Origin of the sequence: Arthrobacter sp. H41 (assembly GCF_000520535.1) — a bacterium.
In the GTDB taxonomy this organism is placed as follows: Bacteria; Actinomycetota; Actinomycetes; order Actinomycetales; family Micrococcaceae; genus Arthrobacter_D.
The window spans coordinates 43,681-46,292 of the sequence record NZ_KI914796.1; the positions used below are offsets into that span (position 1 = coordinate 43,681).

Below are 2,612 nucleotides of genomic sequence, written 5' to 3' on the forward strand. Positions count from 1 at the left end.
AAGGCCTGTGCCAAGACTGCCGTCACTCCGAAAATGACCTTGTCCAGCCCTTCGAGCCGTCTGTCGATCACCGCCTCAAGGCTCAGGGCGAGGAGCGGGACGGCAAAGGCGATCTCGTGGAACTGCGCCGCGACGGCTGACTGGAGCCCCCAGGACAGGCCGAATGCGACGCCGATGCAGATGCCTGCCGATCGGCCCACATGCCGGATGCCGGCGCGCGTCACCACGAAAACCGCAAGGCCGAACAGCAGGTTCTGCACCACGAGGAGGGTGAAGCCTGACGGGAACACCGCGTAGACGGGCCCCAGCAGCACCAGGAGCGGGTGGAAATGGTCCCCCAGGAGGTTGAAGCCGTCGCCCTTGATGGGGACGATCGGCGCCCCGGGAGCGGCGTAGGCCTTGGCCAGCTGGGTGAAGATCCCGAGGTCCCACGATGGCGAGCTGATCTGATGCCACTGCGTGGCCGAGTATGCGATGTAGAGCGACGTCGCAGCAAGGCCCACAAGCCAGGCGCCGACGGGCTGGCGCCTTGAGGTAACAGGGGGAGCCGCGCGAACCCGGCTGACGGAGGAGCTCACGGCGTGGCTTCCGGTGTGGCTCCCGTGCCAGATGCGTCGTTCCTGCCGAACAGGGGGAGCCAGGCGGAGAGGTCCGCGCGCTGGCCCGACGACGCCACTTTTCCGGCCGCCTGCGCCTCAGCCCAGGTGAGTGCGCCGGTGACGAGTGCGAGCCAGGTGACGGCGTCGGTCTCCACGACGTTCGGCGGTGTTCCCCGCGTGTGGCGGGGGCCGGCGACGCACTGGGTGACACCGAAGGGCGGAACCCTCACCTCCACGCTGTTGCCCGGAGCCTGTTCCGCCAGCTCCTCGAGGCAGTACCGCACCGCCGCGGCGATCCCGTTCCGCGACGCGCGCCCGTTCGCCACGTCCTGCAGGGCGATGGAACCCGCCTCCGGCGAGATGCGGCGTCGTGCCATGTTGTGTCCTTCCGGGTTGTCCTTATTGTCCCGTCTAGTCGAGCAATGCCATTACGGGAGCCGCCAGGCGCAGGCTGCCGACCGGGCGCCCGCCGCCCTGCACCGGTAGTACTACCTTCTTGAGTACCGTGCCCACCGTCTCGGCGTCGATCGCCCCGGATGCGGCGAACAGGGTGAGTCCTACCAGTGTGGCGGCCCGGTTGTTGCCGTCGAGCACCTTCAGTGCGAGTGCTGCCCCATTGGGCGCGCCGAGCACCAGGACCCCCTCGGCGCCGCTCTTGGCGAGGATCCCGAGATCCTCCATGACCACCGTGTTCTCCATGCCGCGTCCGTGGACGGCCCAGGGGTAGTCGATCATGGCCGTGGCGATGGTTGCGGCGCGGGCGTCGGCGTTCTTGTCCGAGGGGGCTTTCGCGATCTTCCCGATTCCTCGTGCGAGGCCCGTCAGTGACACCGCTGCCACCGGCGCTCCGCAGCCGTCCACGCCCCAGTGCGCCGGCGTCTCTTCGGTGTACTCCTCGATCACGTCCGCGATGCCCTGCTGAAGGGGGTGGGCCGGATCCAGGTAGGTCGCGTGGTTCCACGAATTCTCAGTGCACGCCCACAGGAATGCGGCGTGCTTGCCGGAGCAGTTGAACGCTATCCGCTGCTTCCCCTTGTCACCCAGCACCAGCTTGATGCGCGCCTGTTCGTCCTGCGGCCAGTCCTCGGGGCACTGGAGCTGCTCCTCGGTGACCCCCGCTGCGTTCAGCATGGTCCGCACCACGGCCATGTGTTCTTCGCTCGCCACATGGCTGGCCGTCGCCAGGGCAACCTGGGGTCCGCGCAGGGGAACTCCCGCCTTCATGGCGGCGAGGGCCTGGAACGGTTTGAGGCTGGAGCGCGGGTAGACCGGCGAGGTGATGTCCCCGAGCGAGGTCACCACACTGCCGTCGGCCGCGAGAACGACGGCGGAGCCTACGTGGCGGGACTCGATGAAGCCGTTGCGCTCCAGGACGGCAAGGTCAACGGCATCAGCGGAGGTGAAGGTCGGCATGATCCAAGTATTGCCTATGCCGTGGCACTTCAGATCAAGGCTTTCCGCTGCTTGAGGACGGGTGAGAACACGAGGACCAGCAGGCCCCCGGCGGGAACAGCGAGCAGGCCGAAGCGCACACTGGAAAGGTCGGCGACTGCTCCCACGAGGGGCGCCGAGAGCAGGAAACCCAGGCGCAGCAGCCAACTGACGATCGTCAACCCGCTCCCGGGTTTCAGCCCCGGCAGCTCGTCGGCAGCATGCATGGCAGCCGGGATGAGGGTTGCGACGCCGAATCCCGCGAGTCCGAATCCGACGATGGTGCCGATCAGGGTGGGGAAGGCGAGGGCGGTGCCCATGCCCAGGAACACGATGATGCCGCCGGCCCGCGCGACGGCCCGTTCCCCGAATCGATCGACCATCCGGTCTCCGAGGATCCTCCCGACGAACTGCATGCCCTGCAGCGCGATGAATCCGAACCCGGCGATGAACGCCGTGGCTCCCAGGGAACCGGTGAGGTAGACGGCGGACCATGAGCTTCCTGCGTCTTCGACCAGTGCTGCTGAGGCTGCAATGAGGACCAGCGCTGCAAGCACGCCGTACCGGCCTGTCGGCTTCGCC

At 67.8% G+C, this 2,612-nt stretch carries 3 protein-coding genes and 1 pseudogene; all 4 read right to left on the reverse strand.

Annotation, left to right across the window (positions count from 1 at the left end; all coding sequences use genetic code 11):
- The coding region (locus Y705_RS18875) for a DUF2079 domain-containing protein (protein ID WP_155850012.1) at positions 1 to 578 on the reverse strand (578 nt) is incomplete at its 3' end.
- Complete coding sequence (locus tag Y705_RS0109730) at positions 575 to 976, reverse strand: sterol carrier family protein (RefSeq protein WP_026532714.1); 402 nt, start codon at positions 974 to 976, stop codon at positions 575 to 577. The genes Y705_RS18875 and Y705_RS0109730, both read right to left, overlap by 4 nt.
- A gap of 34 nt (positions 977 to 1,010) precedes the next feature.
- Positions 1,011 to 2,012: an asparaginase gene (locus tag Y705_RS0109735; protein ID WP_026532715.1), complete on the reverse strand. Its 1,002-nt coding sequence runs from the start codon at positions 2,010 to 2,012 to the stop codon at positions 1,011 to 1,013.
- A 29-nt stretch (positions 2,013 to 2,041) separates the two neighbouring features.
- Positions 2,042 to 2,612 (reverse strand): annotated as a pseudogene (locus Y705_RS21305) (MFS transporter); the annotation flags it as partial.

Excerpts from the sequence above, each read along its gene's own strand:
- Y705_RS0109730 (WP_026532714.1), bottom strand. The coding sequence starts at position 976 with ATGGCACGACGCCGCATCTCGCCGGAGGCGGGTTCCATCGCCCTGCAG.
- Y705_RS0109735 (WP_026532715.1), bottom strand. The coding sequence starts at position 2,012 with ATGCCGACCTTCACCTCCGCTGATGCCGTTGACCTTGCCGTCCTGGAG.